14 protein-coding genes are annotated in these 14,405 nt (G+C 66.5%); 6 read left to right on the top strand and 8 right to left on the bottom strand.

Annotated elements, in window-relative coordinates:
- Positions 1 to 14: 14 nt before the first annotated feature.
- Entirely contained in the window at positions 15 to 644 is a 630-nt protein-coding gene (locus GRI55_RS07855) for a class I SAM-dependent methyltransferase (protein WP_050601212.1), read from the bottom strand.
- A gap of 106 nt (positions 645 to 750) precedes the next feature.
- On the opposite strand from GRI55_RS07855, the gene GRI55_RS07850 reads away from it, so the two are divergent.
- Complete coding sequence (locus GRI55_RS07850) at positions 751 to 1,821, top strand: D-alanine--D-alanine ligase family protein (protein WP_050601211.1); 1,071 nt, start codon at positions 751 to 753, stop codon at positions 1,819 to 1,821.
- 6 nt (positions 1,822 to 1,827) lie between these two features.
- Positions 1,828 to 3,015, top strand: a complete 1,188-nt coding sequence (locus GRI55_RS07845; RefSeq protein WP_160766754.1) for a sugar-transfer associated ATP-grasp domain-containing protein — start codon at positions 1,828 to 1,830, stop codon at positions 3,013 to 3,015.
- Here the strand turns inward: GRI55_RS07845 and GRI55_RS07840 are convergent.
- Positions 3,012 to 3,740 carry an SDR family NAD(P)-dependent oxidoreductase gene (locus GRI55_RS07840; protein WP_160766753.1) on the bottom strand — a complete coding sequence of 243 codons (729 nt, stop codon included), beginning with the start codon at positions 3,738 to 3,740 and terminating at the stop codon, positions 3,012 to 3,014. The genes GRI55_RS07845 and GRI55_RS07840 overlap by 4 nt on opposite strands.
- Before the next feature lie 210 nt (positions 3,741 to 3,950).
- Between GRI55_RS07840 and GRI55_RS07835 the strand changes: the two genes are divergently transcribed.
- The 4 genes from GRI55_RS07835 to GRI55_RS07820 all read left to right on the top strand — a co-directional run bounded on the left by GRI55_RS07835 (position 3,951) and on the right by GRI55_RS07820 (position 7,112).
- Positions 3,951 to 4,733, top strand: a complete 783-nt coding sequence (locus GRI55_RS07835; protein WP_050601208.1) for a succinate dehydrogenase iron-sulfur subunit — start codon at positions 3,951 to 3,953, stop codon at positions 4,731 to 4,733.
- Entirely contained in the window at positions 4,733 to 5,200 is a 468-nt protein-coding gene (locus tag GRI55_RS07830) for a PaaI family thioesterase (RefSeq protein WP_063511146.1), read from the top strand. Before GRI55_RS07835 ends, GRI55_RS07830 begins: the two co-directional genes overlap by 1 nt.
- Positions 5,197 to 6,309: a cell division protein ZapE gene (zapE, locus tag GRI55_RS07825; RefSeq protein WP_160766752.1), complete on the top strand. Its 1,113-nt coding sequence runs from the start codon at positions 5,197 to 5,199 to the stop codon at positions 6,307 to 6,309. The genes GRI55_RS07830 and zapE overlap by 4 nt, the downstream gene beginning before the upstream one ends.
- A gap of 104 nt (positions 6,310 to 6,413) precedes the next feature.
- Positions 6,414 to 7,112: a pirin family protein gene (locus GRI55_RS07820; protein ID WP_160766751.1), complete on the top strand. Its 699-nt coding sequence runs from the start codon at positions 6,414 to 6,416 to the stop codon at positions 7,110 to 7,112.
- On the opposite strand, the gene GRI55_RS07815 is transcribed toward GRI55_RS07820, so the two are convergent.
- Genes GRI55_RS07815 through GRI55_RS07790 form a run of 6 tightly spaced genes read right to left on the bottom strand, consistent with a single transcriptional unit; the run spans position 7,109 to position 14,401 of the window.
- The gene (locus GRI55_RS07815) at positions 7,109 to 9,007 is read right to left on the bottom strand and encodes an XrtA/PEP-CTERM system amidotransferase (RefSeq protein ID WP_160766750.1); all 1,899 of its coding nucleotides are present in this window, start codon (positions 9,005 to 9,007) and stop codon (positions 7,109 to 7,111) included. The two genes, GRI55_RS07820 and GRI55_RS07815, sit on opposite strands and share 4 nt — an antisense overlap.
- 10 nt (positions 9,008 to 9,017) lie before the next feature.
- The gene (gene xrtA, locus GRI55_RS07810) at positions 9,018 to 10,007 is read right to left on the bottom strand and encodes an exosortase A (protein WP_160766749.1); all 990 of its coding nucleotides are present in this window, start codon (positions 10,005 to 10,007) and stop codon (positions 9,018 to 9,020) included.
- Positions 9,997 to 11,220, bottom strand: a complete 1,224-nt coding sequence (locus GRI55_RS07805; protein ID WP_160766748.1) for a TIGR03087 family PEP-CTERM/XrtA system glycosyltransferase — start codon at positions 11,218 to 11,220, stop codon at positions 9,997 to 9,999. The genes xrtA and GRI55_RS07805 overlap by 11 nt, the downstream gene beginning before the upstream one ends.
- A 1-nt stretch (position 11,221) precedes the next feature.
- Entirely contained in the window at positions 11,222 to 12,283 is a 1,062-nt protein-coding gene (locus tag GRI55_RS07800) for a FemAB family XrtA/PEP-CTERM system-associated protein (RefSeq protein WP_160766747.1), read from the bottom strand.
- Positions 12,280 to 13,149, bottom strand: coding sequence for an XrtA system polysaccharide deacetylase (locus GRI55_RS07795; protein WP_202392405.1), 870 nt, complete (start codon positions 13,147 to 13,149; stop codon positions 12,280 to 12,282). The genes GRI55_RS07800 and GRI55_RS07795 overlap by 4 nt, the downstream gene beginning before the upstream one ends.
- A 16-nt stretch (positions 13,150 to 13,165) precedes the next feature.
- Entirely contained in the window at positions 13,166 to 14,401 is a 1,236-nt protein-coding gene (locus GRI55_RS07790; protein ID WP_160766746.1) for an AAA family ATPase, read from the bottom strand.
- Between the last annotated feature and the right edge of the window lie 4 nt (positions 14,402 to 14,405).

Below are 14,405 nucleotides of genomic sequence, written 5' to 3'. Positions count from 1 at the left end.
GCGCTTGCCGGCCCTCAGGCCTTGCGCGCCACGCCCCATTCCATCCACCCCAGCACGCGCGGCGCCTTGTCGAGATAGGCCTGGCCCAGCGGTTCGACCGCGAAACCGGCACCGCGCAGCGCCGCCCCCACGGGGCGCGTCAGATTGCAGCCACCCGCCAGCGGTTTCCACAGTGGTTCGAGCCGCTCCTGCCACAGCGCCACGCCCGCATCGGGCGCGCGGCCGTGTTCGAGGAACAGCAGCCGGCCGCCCGGGGCCAGCACGCGGCGCATTTCGGCCATGACCCGCGCCGGATCATCGACCGAGCATAGCGTATAGGTGCACACCACCGTATCGAACGAGCCATCGGGAAACGGGATGTCTTCCCCCGCGCCCTGGCGGATATCGACCGGCCATCCGCGCGCTTCGGCGCGCTGGCGCGCCCGGGCGAGCAATTTTCCATGCGGATCGATCCCGGAAAAGGCGGTAACCCTGTCGTGATCGTAAAGCGCCTGGTTCAATCCGCCGCCGCAGCCCAGTTCGAACACCCTGCCGCGGGCGAGCGGGACGATGGCACGGCGGCGGTCTTCGATCCCCGGCTGGCCGCAGGCGCGCGTAATGAGCCGCGGCATCACATGCGCATCGTACCAGCGCTTCAACCCCATCGCGCGCTCCTCAGCCGCTTTTCCTGCCGTAAGGCTATCGCTTAACGATAATCCGGCAAGCACAAAATTCGTGACCGGCCCCGGGCCTGCGCCTAAAGCGCGGCGCATGAGCAACAAGATCGACCTGTTCCGCATCCCCGCCGCCGACAAGGAGCGGCTGCGCGTCCTGTTTCTGGCAAAGCACGCCGAATCCGGCGGATCGCTGCATGGCGAGGACGGCAACCATGCGGTCTATCACCATGAAGTGCTGACGACGCTGCGCGCCATCGGCCTCGACGTGACCCCCGCGAGCGACTTCACGGCACTGTTCGGTCCGACCGATCACGACTACCTGTTCACACTGCTCAACCGGGCTGGCTATCCGATGAGCGAGATGCTCGGCCCGCTGCTTGCGCAGCGCATCGGCCTGCCCGCGCTCGGTGCCTCCCCGATCCTGCGCGGCCTGTCGGATGACAAGCATCTGATGAAGACCGTGGCAGTGGCGCGCGGCGTGCCGGTGGCACCGTGGCTGATCGCGCGCCGGGGATGCCAGTGGATCCCCTATCCCGACTTCGCTTTCGAACGGCTGGTGGTCAAACCCAATGCGTCTTCCGCCAGCTGGGGAGTCAGCATGCCGACCGACTGGGAAACCGCCAAGAACGACATCGCCAAGCTGCATGCCGAGGGGCATGACGTGATCGTCGAACGCTACGAGGGTGCCTATGACGTGGTGGTCCCCGTCCTTGGCGGAGCCGAACCGATCCTGCTGTCGACCATGCGCTTCGAAATGCCGGGCGATGAAGGCAATTTTCGCTCCTACGAGGAAAAGCGCGGGCTGTCCGAAGGTCCAAAGGAACGGCTGGTGGCGATGAAAAACCCGGTCATGACGCGCAAGATCCGCGAATACACACGCGCCATGCTGCCCGAACTGTGGCCGTTCGATTACGGACGTTTCGAGTTCCGCTATACTCCGACGACCGGGGAAGTGCTGTTCATGGAAGTCAATCTGTCGTGCAACCTGTGGTCGAAGAAGACCGTCTCGGGCGCGGCGCAACTGGCCGGGCTGACGCATGCCCAGCTGATCGAGCATATCGCGGCCTACAGCATGGACCGGCAGGGAGTGATCACGGCAGAACGGGTGCCGTTCGACCTGGCGATGATGCCCGAGGATGTCGGCGGCGAAACCATCGAAGTCTGACCCGCCATGCACCCCGCCGAACTCGCCTATTACGCCAAGAAGGCGTTCGCGCTGTTCCCCGGCGGGGCCGAAGCCGCCAGCGCCCCGGCCTTCGCTGCGCATTACGAGCGCCGCCGCCGCAGCCGGTCACCGGCGCGCGCAATGCTCGACCGGGGCATTGCGCGGGGCTTTGCTGCATGGCTGCCATCACGAACCTGCGCTGTCGCGCGCAAGTACGGCATGGATGCGCAGTGGGAACGGCAGGCGCTGGCAATCGCGCGCGAACGCTTCGTCGATCCCAACGACATTGCGCTGTTCCGGATCGAGCGGCCCGAGGAGCTCGATCACTATATCCGGCGGTTCGAGGATGCGGGTTTCAACAAGATCATCAACTCGCAGGGATGGAGCCGCGCCTGCGTGCTGGTCGACAAGGCGGCGTTCTATCGCCGCTGCGCCGCGCACGGCCTGCCCCACCCCGCCGTGCACGCGGTCTACGATCGCGGATTGCGCGATTTTCGCCCCGCCCGCGGACACCCGCTGATTGCCAAGCCTACCCATGGCGAAGGCGGCCGCGGTGTCGCGCTGCTCCCCCATGCCGTGTCCGATATCACCGACCAGGCCGCCTTCGCCCAGGCGATCGCGCCCTATGTCGATGACCGGCAAGTGTGGGTGATCCAGCGCGCACTGGGCAACCACGCAGCGCTGGCGGACTATGCGATGGATGCGCTGGCGACTGCGCGGCTCACCACGATGCGCAATGAGACCGGAGAATCCGAACTGGTCAGCACCGTGCTTCGCGTGGCTTCGCTGCGCGGCCCGGTGATCGATAACATGAAGGCGGGCGGGCTGATCATGCCGGTCGATTTCGAAACCGGGCGCGCGGGTACCGCCTGCAAGGGCTATGGCGGCGGCGATTACGAATGCCATCCGGTCAGCGGTGCGGCCTTTGGCGATCTGCAGCTGCCCGATTGGGAAAAGGCCGTGGCGCTCGCCTGCCGCGCGCATGCCGCGGCGTTCCCCGATTATACCCTTATCGGCTGGGATATCGCGTTCACGCCCGACGGGCCGATGGTGGTCGAAGGCAATGCCAAGCCCGGGGTGCTGATGCCGCAGCGCAGCGGCCGCAAGGGTCTGGCAGGCCAGCGCTATGGCGAATTGCTCGCCTTCAATCTCGAGCGTGCCGAAACCGGGCGGGCGGGCGCGTTGGCCGCCTAGGCCGGAACGGCTTCGCCCTTCCAGTCGAACACGCCGCCGCTGTCCGCCACCGTCAGCCCGTCGATGACATTCAGCAGGTTGTCCGCCGCATCGGCGGGCCGGGTCAGCTGGCCCGCGGGCAGATTGGCCTGGAAGGGTTCGGACAGCGCCGAATCCACCGTGCCCGGATGCAGGCCTGCCACGATCGCCTGCTTGTGCGTCCGGCCCAGCTCGATCGCAAAATTCTTGAGCAGCATGTTGAGCGCAGCCTTGCTGGCACGGTAGCTGTGCCACCCGCCGATGCGGTTGTCGCCGATCGATCCGACCCGCGCCGACAGCGCGGCGAAGACGCTGCGGCGGTCGCGCGGCAAGAGGGGCAGCACGTGCTTGGCCACCAGCGCGGGGCCGATGGTGTTGAGCCGGAACACCTCGTCCATCGCCGCGCCGTCGATCTGCTTGTAGCTGCGTTCGGGGCCCGAGCCATCGGCCAGTGTCAGCACACCGCTCGCGACCACCACCAGATCGGGGGGCGCGTCGGCCATCGCGCCAGCGGCAGCGGCGATCGAGGCTTCGTCGGACAGATCGAAGCGAAAGGCGCGCAGGGCGGGGTCGGCTGCCGTGCCCGAACGGCTTCCTGCCCATACCTCGACGCCGCTTTCCGCCAGCCTCGTGGCCAGTGCGGCGCCGATACCGCCGCTGGCGCCGAAGATCGCGGCACGCCGAAAGGGGTTTCCTACAATCATCATACCGATCTAGACCTCCGGCAACCGCTCGTGGTTCCCTCGAATTCACCCGATTACCGGGCTTTTGGCGCGAGAAAGTGTTTTCGCCCTGGACCGTGTAACACCCGGTCCATGTTGTAGGACACCCGTTGCAGGATTTGCGTCATACATGGCCTTGCACCAAGCGCCCGAACCGCTAGATGGGTTTCGCAAAGCAACAGGACTGACAGCGTAATGGCGACCTTCACCCTTCCCAAGAATTCGAAGATCACCGGCAAGAGCCGCACTCACAAGGCTGAAGGCGGCGCGCGCATCCGCAAGTTCAAGGTCTATCGCTACGATCCCGACAGCGGTGAGAATCCGCGCTACGACACCTTCGAGCTCGACCTCGACGATTGCGGCCCGATGGTCCTCGATGCCCTGTTCAAGATCAAGAACGAGATCGACCCGACGCTGACCTTCCGCCGGTCGTGCCGCGAAGGGATCTGCGGTTCGTGCTCGATGAACCTCAACGGCAAAAACGGTCTCGCCTGCACCACCGCGATCGAGGACCTCAAGGGCGAAATCCGCATCACCCCGCTGCCGAGCATGGACGTGATCAAGGACCTCGTGCCCGATTTCACGCATTTCTATGCGCAATACGCCAGCATCCGTCCTTGGCTACAGACCGTCTCGACCACGCCCAGCGGCAAGGAACGGCTGCAGTCGCCCGAACAGCGCGAGAAGCTCGACGGGCTCTACGAGTGCATCCTGTGTGCCTGCTGCTCGACCGCCTGCCCCAGCTATTGGTGGAATTCGGACAAGTTCCTCGGCCCGGCGATCCTGCTGCAGGCCTATCGCTGGCTCGCCGACAGCCGCGACGAGATGACCGGTGAACGGCTCGACCAGCTGGAAGACCCCTTCCGCCTCTATCGCTGCCACACGATCATGAACTGCGCGAATGTCTGCCCCAAGGGCCTGAGCCCCGCCAAGGCAATCGCCGAAACCAAGAAGATGATCGCCGAACGCGCGATCTGATGGCTCTGCGCGACGAGGTGTTCGACCATGGCCCCGACCCGGAAAACCCCGGCTGGCGGCACTGGAACCTGAAGGACGAAACGCTGTTCAACGGCGCGGTGATGGGCAAGCTCATCACCCGGGTGGACGATGACGGGAAGGCGCGGCTGCGCATGTTCCCCGAACGGCGCCACCAGAACCTGCAGGGCATCATCCACGGCGCGGTGACGCTGTCGCTGATCGACATTTCGCTGTTCACCACCATGCACAATATCGGCAGCGGCAATGCCGGACCCTCGGTGACGGTCGAGCTGTCGACCCAGTTCGTAGGCGGCGGCAAGCCCGACATGCCGCTCGACGCGGTGTGCGAGATCGTCCGCGAGACGGGCAGCATGGTGTTCGTGCGCGGCACGGTGGTCCAGGAAGACCACGCGGTCGCCAGCTTCTCGGGCATCGTCAAGAAGATCAAGCCCCGCGCCGCCGCGTGACCGGAATGCTCGCCCGCTACGAGCGGCTCGTCTCGGCGGGCGAATTGCAGGCCGATCCCGACCAGCGCCGTGCCGCCCAGCGGCTCGACCGGCTGCAGAAGGACCTCGAGGCAGATAGCTCGGGCGGGCTGCTCGCACAGCTGTTCAAGCCGAAGAAGGCGCGGCCCGAGGGCGTCTACATGTGGGGCGGCGTCGGGCGCGGCAAGTCGATGCTGATGGACCTGTTCGTCGAGACGCTGGGGATCGCCGAGAAACGCCGCGCGCATTTCCACGAGTTCATGCTCGAGGTCGACCGGCGCATGCGCGAACGGCGGACCAGCGATCCCGGCGATCCGACCGGCAAGGTCGCGCGCGATATCGCGGCCGATGTGCGCTGCCTCGCCTTCGACGAGATGGTGGTGAACAACACCGCCGACGCGGCGATCATGGCGCGGCTGTTCACCGCGCTGATCCGCGACGAGGGCGTGACCGTGGTCACCACCAGCAACCGCCCGCCGCGCGATCTCTACAAGGACGGGCTCAACCGCTCGCTGTTCCTCCCGTTCATCGATCTCGTCGAAGCCGAAATGGACGTGCTGCCGCTCAACGGTCCGACCGATTACCGGCTCGACCGGCTGGGCGATATCGCGACGTGGCACGCCCCCTTGGGCGAGGAGGCGACCGCGCAGGTGCGCGAGGCCTTTTTCCGCCTCACCGATTACGCGCCCGAGGATGCCGAACACGTTCCCAGCGCCGAACTGGACCTGGGCGGCGGGCGGACGATCCACGTGCCCAAGAGCCTCAAGGGCGTGGGCGTGTTCAGCTTCAAGCGGTTGTGCGGCGAGAACCGCGGAGCGGCGGACTATCTCGCGATCGCGCATGCCTATCACACCGTGATCGTGGTCGGCGTCCCCGCCATGTCACCCGACAACCGCAACGAGGCGATCCGCTTCACCAAGCTGATCGACGCACTCTACGAGAACGGCGTCAAGCTGTTCGTCACCGCGGCGGCCGAACCCGAGGACCTCTACACCGCCGGCGACGGCGCGTTCGAGTTCGAGCGCACGGTCAGCCGCCTCAAGGAAATGCAGAGCGCGGATTACATGGCGCGCGGCCACGGGGCAGCCTGACCTCCGGCACCGGGCAGTAACATGGGTGTTTCTTGACGGCTTTCGCGCCGCCCCCACATCGCCCGCATACCGGCGTCAACACCCCGCCGATGTGAGACTGAACCATGATCGATATCCGACCCTTCGCCACGCTTGGCCACGCCGACCACGGCTGGCTCGACGCGCGGCACCACTTCAGCTTCGCCAATTACCACGACCCCGACCGGATGGGCTGGGGCAGCATCCGCGTATGGAACGACGACACCATCGCGGCGCAGAGCGGCTTTCCCCCGCACCCGCACCGCAACATGGAAATCGTCACCTTCGTGCGCAGCGGGGCGATCACGCACCGCGACAGCCTCGGCAATGAAGGCCGCACCGCCGCGGGCGATGTGCAGGTGATGAGCGCAGGCACCGGCATCACCCATGCCGAGATGAATCGCGAGGACGAAGCGACGACGCTGTTCCAGATCTGGATCATTCCCGATCGGCAGGGTGAGCAGCCCGGCTGGGGCCAGCGCGAGTTTCCCAAGGCCACGCGCGAAGGCGGCTTCGAAGTGCTCGCAAGCGGCGATGCCGAAGCGGATGATGCGCTGCCGATCCGGACGGATGCGAAGGTCGCCGCGGCGACGCTGGCGAAAGGCCAGAGCGCGGTCTGGAACACTTCGGGCGAACGCCACCAGTATCTGGTCGCGCCCAAGGGTCGGGTCACGGTCAATGGCCGGGAAGCGCAGCCGCGCGACGGGATTGCCGTGACCGGCGAGAGCGAAATCGTGGTCGAGGCGCTCGACGACGCCGAAGTCGTGCTGGTCGACGCGCGCTAGGCGCTGGGGGCGAGATGGCGGAGCGATCGCTCCAGCATCAACAGCTGCCACAGCACCCGGCCATGGTCGCTGCGTCCGGAAATATGGTCGTCCGCGAGGCGTGACAGCGCCTTGCGGGCGAACCATCCGCTCCCGGTAAGCAGTTCGCTCGCGGCGACCGCCCTCGCCTCGCCCGCCAGCGGACCGCGGAACCACTCCGCCAGCGGGGTCACGAAGCCCTGTTTGCGGCGATAGAGGATGTCTTCGGGCAGATAGCGTTCCATCGTGTGCTTCAGCAGCCATTTGCCAGTGGTGCCGCGCAGGCGCTGGCGCTGCGGCAGCCGCGCCGCGAACTCGATCAAGCGGTGATCGAGCAGCGGCTCGCGCGCCTCCAGTCCCGCCGCCATGCTTGTCCGATCGGTCTTGGTCAGGATGTCGCCCGGCAACCAGAACTTGAGATCGGCATATTGCGCCCGGTCGAGCCCGCTGCGCGCGGGAGCATCGCGCATCGTTTCCTCGAACGGCTGTTCGGCGCGGTACTCCCCGCGTTCGCGGAGCATGGTATCACCATACAGCGCCTTGCGCTGCTCCGGCGCCAGAATGGCGAGCGCGCGCGCGTAGCCGGCCTCGCCCCCCGCCGAAAGCGCCAGCAAAGTGGATTTGGCGCGCAGCGGTCGCGGGGCCCAGTCGGCCTTGGGCCACACCTTCCCCAGCGAACCGAACAGCGGCTGGCGCAAGGTGCGGGGCAGAACCGAGCGTGCCTGTTCCTCGCGCGCATGGAACATCTGCCGGCGGTACCCGGCAAACGCCTCGTCGGCCCCGTCGCCCGACAGTGCCACGGTGACATGCTCCCGCGCCAGCTGGCATACGCGCAAGCTCGGCAGCGCGCTGGCGTCGGCGAAGGGTTCGTCGAAGATTGCCGCGATGCTGTCGATCGCATCGAACTGGTCGGCCGATACGATGCGTTCGTGGTGATCGGTGGCGAACAGCTCGGCCACCTGCCGCGCGTATCGGGTCTCATCCACGCTTTCGACATCGAAACCGATCGAGCAGGTGGTCACGGGGCTTTTGCTGGCCTCGCTCATCAGCGCGACGACCGACGAGCTGTCGACACCGCCCGACAGGAATGCCCCCAACGGCACGTCGGCGACCATCCGGCTGCCCACGCCTTCGCGCATGCGGTGCAGCAGCTGCGCCGACAGGTCGCGCGTGCCGCCCTTTTCACGCTCGGCGAAGGACACGTCCCACCACTGCCGCTGAGGCTCCGGCGTACGCCCATGTTCGAGCAGCAGGAAATGGCCCGCAGCGAGCTTTTCGACGCCTTTCAGGACGCTGCGGTGATCGGGGACATAGCCCCAGGTCATGTAATCCTCGATCGCCAGCGGATCGATCGTGCGGCGCAGCAGCGGATGGGCAAGCAGGCCCTTGAGCTCGCTCGCGAAGGCCAGTGCACCGCCTTCGAGCCGCGCGAGATAAAGTGGTTTGACCCCCAGCCGGTCGCGCGCGAGGAACAGCTGGCGCCGGTCGCAGTCATAGAGCGCGAAGACGAACATTCCCTCGAGGCGGTGGAGGCAATCGGGGCCCCATTTCCGCCAAGCGGCAAGAATGACCTCGGTATCGCCATCGGTATGGAACTGCGCGCCGTCCTGGATCAGTTCGCGCCGCAGTTCGCGGTAATTGTAGATCTCGCCATTGAAGACGATAACCGCGCGCCCGTCGGCGGAATGCATCGGCTGCGGCGAACCTTCGAGGTCGATGACCGACAGCCGGCGATGTCCCAGCCCCACTCCGGGCGCGGTCCATACGCCGCTGCCGTCGGGTCCGCGATGAGCAAGCGCATCGGCCATCCGTTCGACCCGCCTGGGATCGACCGGCTTGACCGTTTCGTAATGGAAAATCCCCGCGATGCCGCACATGCGGGGCTGCCTAGACCAGCCGCGCGGCGACGGCAAAGGATCCTGCGGCAAGCAGGATCGCGGCAAGGACGAGATTGCGGTCTGCGCCCGGCCCTTCCCACCGCGCGACATGCGGCAGCGCGGCGATCCCGGCGGCGGTCCAGCCAGCCTCTTCGGGTTCGCGCTCGAACCAGCGCCAGGCCACACCCAGCACCAGCGCCAGCACCAGCGCGAAGAAGAACCAGCCGTAGACGATATGGTCGAACCCGCCAGCGGCTTCGGCGCCGACATATTGCGCAAGGAAGATCGTCGCCCAGGCGCGGATGCCATTGGCGATGATCGGAACGACGACACAGGCGATCAGGAACCACGCCCTGCGGTTCCAACTGGCAAAACAGGTATGCGCGACCAGCAGCCCCAATGCGAGCATGGCGACGAGGAACTTCACGCCCGAGCATTCCTCGGCAACGATGAACAAGCCCGCGGGCGTATCGATGAGAATGCCGCTCGCCACCGTTTCGATACCGCTCCACCGGGTCAGCGCGGTGGCGATTTCCGCAGTGACCATCTGCAACGGGGGAATGATCTCGTCGCCGAACGGCACCAGCACGAAGGCATAGGCAAGCGGAAAGGCCAGCACGAGCCCGGCGCGCAGGCCCCACAGCGCCAGCACGGCGCCTTGCAATGCCATCACCGCCCCGCCCTGCGCGATGGTGTTGATCGCGATCTCGCGGCCCACGAACCAGACGGCGAGGCCCAGCACCAGCCATGCGAGCCCGGGCCACCAGCCCCGCAGCCCGGCCCGCGCCAGTTCGTCGCGCCGGATCCACCCGAGCCACGCAATGATCGGCGGAACCAGCAGGATATGGCTGTAGGTGTCGATGTTCCACCACTGATGCGCCATCGCGCGCCATTCCGCGAATGTCAGCGCCACCAGCACGAGCGCGGCGAGCGCCAGCATGGCCCCGGGTATGGCGAACGCGCCCCTGCGCGTGGCAGTTGCGGCCGGACTACGGAGCATCGTGCGGCGCGCCCGCGCAGGCCAGGATTTCGCTCAATGCCCGTTCCACGCTTTCCCAGCTCATCTCGTCGATCACGAACTTGCGGGCCGCCTGTCCCATCGCCTCGGCCCGGGGCGGATCGCCCAGCAGCCCCGTGATCCGGGCGAGCATCGCCGCGCCCTCGGCAGGAGCAATTGCGAAATGGCATCCGTCCCGTGCCTCTATGCCGGTCGCGGCTCCCGGCGTCAGCACCACCGGGCGCGCCATTGCCATCGCCTCGAGCACCTTGTTCTGCACCCCCCGCGCGATCAGCAGCGGCGCGACGACGAGGTCGGCCGATTTGAGGAAGGGTCGCACGTCGGGAACTTCGCCCCAGACCCGGACGCCGTTTTCGCCATGCCGTCTGGTCAGCGCGGGCACCGGGGCGCGGCCGACGACATGCAACCGCGCACGGCTGTAGACACGGCGCAGATCGGGCATGACGTTATCGATCAGCCACTGGGCCGCCGCGACATTGGGAGCGTAGTCCATCTGCCCGGTGAACACGAGCTGCGGATCCTCGCCCTCGTCGAGATCCTGCTGCCGGGCGACGGTTTGCGGATCGAATATCTGCGCGTCGATCCCGTTGCCAAGGGCCAGGCATGTGGCTGCACCGGGATCGACCAGCCGCGACGTGAACAGTTCCACCTCGTGCCCGCTGATGAGCAGCACCCGGTCGGCGCGCGCGGCAATGCGTTCCTCTTCGCGCGCGAGCAGCCGGCCCTCGCGCCGGTTGAGCCAGACGCGCCGCCCGGCATCGGCATAGGCTTCGAACTTCGCGCTATCGACATCGCAGAGGTCGACGATCACCCGTCCGGTGAAGCTGTCGGGCACATATTGGGCCATCTGTCCCGAAAAGACGAAGATCGTCTCGATCCGGTGATTGCCCAGCGTCTTGGCGACATAGCGGTGCATCGCGGCATCGTCGAATGCGGTGAGGCTGACCGGCTTGCGTTTCAGCACTGCCTCGGCCCCGGCGAGCGCCAGCGGTTTTTTGCGTTCGATCAGCGCATGGGTGCGCGCCAGCGCGGCGAGCGCCGATTTCTGCGCAAGGTCCGTCTTGGTCTCGCCGAAGGTGCCGACATGGACCGGCCCGCGCTTAACCAATGCCCGCAGCAAATGGTGCGAACGGATCTTGTCCCCGCGGTCGGGCGGGAACGGCACGCGGTGCGCCAGGAACAGTGTTTCGCCCATGCTAGCCGAGCCCGCGGGCGATCCATGGCCCCAGGCGGTTCGCCACCGGCAAAGGGAGCCGCTTCCACAGCGCGATCTTCGCCGAATAGCCGGCATCGGTCGGATCGATATTGCGCGGCGCGGTGCCCGGCGGCGACCATTCGTGATAGGTCAGCGGCGCGGGCGTAAAGCCCCAGTTCTTCTTGAACGCATAGGGCCCGCTGCCGGTTTTCGAGCGACCGAAATCGAACCTCGTGCACCCCCGCCGCCGGGCGTGGGTCATCAGTTCGTAATACATGCGCTCGTTTGCCCTCAGTCCGCGCGCGCTCCATGTGCCGCCGCCCCAGAAGGGCATCACTGTTTCCCGGTGATAGAGCGAGAGCACACTGGCCACGGGAAGTTCCCCCTGACGGACGGTAAGGATATCGGCGTCGTCGCCAAACCGGTCGAGCACGGCATCGAACAGTGTCCGCGGAAACACGGGCGTGCCGAGGTTGCGGACGCTCTGTGCATAGACCGCAAAATGCGCGGCGCGGTCGGTCTCGGCGGTGCCGGTGGTAACCGTCAGATCGTGCTTGAGGCCCTTGCGTACCTCGGCGCGCGCCTTGCGCGGGATGGCCAGCAGCTGCGTCTCGTCATCGGCCGCGAGCTCGGCGGCGAAATTGGCGTGCTTGCCGCTTATCGTGGTCCAGTCCGCCGGCGCGCTTCCCCCGCGCAGTTCGACGCTGGCCGCGCAAAGGCGGCCGGCCAGTTCCTCTGCCGCGCGGCACAAGCGTCGTGCATCGTCGTCCCGCGCTGCCAGCACGCCGCCACCGACCCCGAAGCCACTGGAAACGAGCGCGCGGCCGAACAGCGGCGAATGCACGTCGCTGAGTGGAAGCCAGCCCGCCAGACGGCCTCCGCGTTCGGCGATCAGGCCGCGCACGCTGTTGCCCGTGCCGTGCGCGATGGCCTGCAGCCACAACGGACGATGGAAGACCTCCCCCTCATTCGCCGCGACGAATGCCTCGATCGCTTCCGCTTCGCCCCGATCGGCAAGGTCTGCCTCGCGTATGACGGGAGTGTGCACCATCGGCGCGTTCATGCCGCCCAGTCCAAGCTCCGCGCCTGTTCGCGCGCGGCCAGCGCGTCCATCCGCCCCCATTCGAAATCGCCCAGCAGGCCGGACAGCTTGCCCGCCATTTTGGACAGATTGGTATAGTGGCGCAGTCGCGATCGCAGCGGCGCGCCCGCTACGCGCGGTTGCCCGGGATCGATTTCCCACGGGTGGAAATAGAACACCGCGGGGTGTCCTTCGCGGTTCACCTGCCGGATCGCCCAGCGGCTGAATCCATAGGGCAGGACACGGAAAAAGCCGCCGCCGCCCGCCGCCAGACGTTTCCCGCGCAGCATTGCGGTCGTCACCGGGATTTCGACGAGATCGCTTCCGGAAACCGGCGCGAAGGCAAAACGCGGCGCCTCGGGCCAGCCATAATGGTCGTGGACCACCGGCGCGACCGATGACGAATAGGCATAGCCGTGTTCCGCCAGCACGTCATGCGCCCATGCATTGCGCGAATCGATCGAGAAGCTCGGCGCCCGGTATCCGGTGATCGCCTGCCCGCCCGCATCCTCCAGAATAGCGCGGGCGCGCATGAGGTCGGCGGCGAATTCATCACGGCTAAACGTGAACACGCGCGTGTGGTCATAGCCATGGCTGGCAAGTTCGTGCCCGCGATCGACGATGGCGCGCATTGCGGCGGGGTTGCGTTCGGCGACCCACCCCAGCGTGAAGAAGGTCGCCTTGACCCCGGCTTCATCGAACAGGTCGAGGATGCGCGCGACATTGTCGCCCACGCGCAGTTCGAGCGCGTCCCAGTCGCTGCGCGCGATGGTGTTCTCGAACGCGCCGACCTGGAACCAGTCTTCCACATCGACCGACAGGCCGTTGACGACGGTAATCTCGTTCAACGCACCCTCCCCGGCATCACGCTGCGGCGCGCGAACCTTGCGATTCGAAATAGTCGATCATCATCGCGAGCACATGGCGCAGCGAGCGTTCCTGCTCGTCGAGGCGCGCCTCAATGGCCGACAGGCGCTCGCCGGTGTCAGAAGATGCTTCGCCTGCCGTAGGCGCCTTGGCGAGCTTGTCCACTTCCTCGCGCATGGCGCGCAGATGCTTGTCGCGTTCGGCGAAGGCAGCTTCGATCGCCTGAATCTGGTGATCAAGCAAGCCGGTCTGCTGCGGATCCGCACCGGTGCCCGCATCCGTCGCAGGCTTGCCATCCTTCGCGCCGCCTGTCGCCGCGGTGGCTTCGGCCTGCCGCGCTTCCTGCCTGGCTCGGGCGATCGCTTCAAGCGCGCGGCCATCGCGGTCGGGCCGCGGCTTCGCGACATGGTCTTCGGCCGGTGCCGCATCGCCGGACATCTCCTCGACCACCGTGTCGAGCATCTCGACATCGAGCCGGGACTTTTCTTCGACCGACCCGAGCAGCAGCAACCGGGTCATGACCTGGTTGATCTTGCGCGGAATACCGCCGGTCGCCTTGTGCAGCTTGACCCACATGCTCCCGTCGAGTTCGGGATGCTCGTTCCAGCCGACATGGCGCAGGCGATGCTCGACATAGGGTTCGATCTCGCCCGGCTGCATCGGTTCGAGATGGTGTGCGGCGATGACGCGCTGACGGAGCTGCTCGAGCTCGTCCGAATGCGCGAGCAGCTGCTTGAACTCGGGCTGGCCGAGCAACAGCGTCTGCAGCAGCGGGTGCGAACCGAGCTGGAAGTTCGACAGCATCCGCAGTTCTTCGAGCGCGCCGATCGACAGGTTCTGCGCCTCGTCGACGATCAGCAGCGCCCGGCGGCCATTGCGCGCCTCTTCGTGCAGGAACATCTCGATCGCTGCGAGGTCGGCAGCCTTGTCGCCGCCCGCGTCGAGCCCGAAGCTGCGCGCTGCGACATGGATCATTTCCTCGCCATCGAGCGCGCTGGTCACCACTTCGCCCACGGTCATGCGGTCGCTGTCGAGCTTCTGCTTGAGATGGGCCACCAGCGTCGACTTGCCCGAACCGACCTCGCCGGTGATGACGACGAAGCCTTCGCCCTGATTGAGGCCGTACCCGAGATAGCTCAGCGCCTTCTTGTGCGTGACGCTTTCGTAATAGAACGCCGGGTCGGGCGTGAGCTGGAAAGGACGCTCGCTGAAACCGTAATATTCTTCGTACATCTGC

The organism is Qipengyuania citrea (assembly GCF_009828015.1).
In the GTDB taxonomy this organism is placed as follows: domain Bacteria; phylum Pseudomonadota; class Alphaproteobacteria; order Sphingomonadales; family Sphingomonadaceae; genus Qipengyuania; species Qipengyuania citrea.
The sequence above is the reverse complement of the archived record's forward strand: the minus strand, read 5'-3'. Positions and strand labels throughout refer to the sequence as shown.

Excerpts from the sequence above, each read along its gene's own strand:
- GRI55_RS07855 (WP_050601212.1), bottom strand. The coding sequence starts at position 644 with ATGGGGTTGAAGCGCTGGTACGATGCGCATGTGATGCCGCGGCTCATT.
- GRI55_RS07850 (WP_050601211.1), top strand. The coding sequence starts at position 751 with ATGAGCAACAAGATCGACCTGTTCCGCATCCCCGCCGCCGACAAGGAG.
- GRI55_RS07845 (WP_160766754.1), top strand. The coding sequence starts at position 1,828 with ATGCACCCCGCCGAACTCGCCTATTACGCCAAGAAGGCGTTCGCGCTG.
- GRI55_RS07840 (WP_160766753.1), bottom strand. The coding sequence starts at position 3,740 with ATGATGATTGTAGGAAACCCCTTTCGGCGTGCCGCGATCTTCGGCGCC.
- GRI55_RS07835 (WP_050601208.1), top strand. The coding sequence starts at position 3,951 with ATGGCGACCTTCACCCTTCCCAAGAATTCGAAGATCACCGGCAAGAGC.
- GRI55_RS07830 (WP_063511146.1), top strand. The coding sequence starts at position 4,733 with ATGGCTCTGCGCGACGAGGTGTTCGACCATGGCCCCGACCCGGAAAAC.
- GRI55_RS07820 (WP_160766751.1), top strand. The coding sequence starts at position 6,414 with ATGATCGATATCCGACCCTTCGCCACGCTTGGCCACGCCGACCACGGC.
- GRI55_RS07815 (WP_160766750.1), bottom strand. The coding sequence starts at position 9,007 with ATGTGCGGCATCGCGGGGATTTTCCATTACGAAACGGTCAAGCCGGTC.
- xrtA (WP_160766749.1), bottom strand. The coding sequence starts at position 10,007 with ATGCTCCGTAGTCCGGCCGCAACTGCCACGCGCAGGGGCGCGTTCGCC.
- GRI55_RS07805 (WP_160766748.1), bottom strand. The coding sequence starts at position 11,220 with ATGGGCGAAACACTGTTCCTGGCGCACCGCGTGCCGTTCCCGCCCGAC.
- GRI55_RS07800 (WP_160766747.1), bottom strand. The coding sequence starts at position 12,283 with ATGAACGCGCCGATGGTGCACACTCCCGTCATACGCGAGGCAGACCTT.
- GRI55_RS07790 (WP_160766746.1), bottom strand. The coding sequence starts at position 14,401 with ATGTACGAAGAATATTACGGTTTCAGCGAGCGTCCTTTCCAGCTCACG.